The organism is Citrobacter sp. VF227, from assembly GCF_052950715.1.
Window position 1 is genome coordinate 1 of the sequence record NZ_JBRFVF010000219.1, and the last position, 543, is coordinate 543.

1 protein-coding gene is annotated in these 543 nt (G+C 65.6%); it reads right to left on the minus strand.

Annotated elements, in window-relative coordinates; translation table 11 throughout:
* Nucleotides 1-543: D-alanyl-D-alanine carboxypeptidase (locus ACU8YC_RS25990; RefSeq protein WP_446896111.1), on the minus strand; the 543-nt coding region annotated here is incomplete at both ends.

Below are 543 nucleotides of genomic sequence, written 5' to 3' on the forward strand. Positions count from 1 at the left end.
CTGTACTTGTTGACGTCGCGAATGATCTCGGTGAGGTCCGGGGAGTAGGCCCTGGCCAGCAGGCGGGCGCTGCTCGGTACCTGGGCGACACGATCAGTGCCCAGGATGCTGCCGCCGAGTTCGCCCCAGATCGCCCGCACCGCGCCTGCGGCATAGCGTTCGTGGTCCAACAGGGAAAGATAGGTCTGCGCGCTGCAACCAGCGGCGAGCTTGCCGGTAACCACCACGGTGACCCCGTCGCCGTCAGCAACGGGGTTGTACAGCACCTCTGGCCAGCCTGGGCATTTGGCTGCCGGCAAGGCCTGAACGCGGTTGTCGATGCGGACGCTGGCAATGGGCGGCTCCACCGCCACGTTCACCTTGCCCCCATCGTTGCGGACGATGAAGCGCAGCGCCTTGAGGTTGACCAGTAGCGAATCGGGCCCGACCAGGAACGGCTTGTTCTGGTCGCCGCCGTCATCGTCGAATACTGGCAGGTCGGGCTGGACGAAGTGGCTGCGATCCAGCACCAGATCGCCGGTGACCTTGCTCACACCGTTGGCG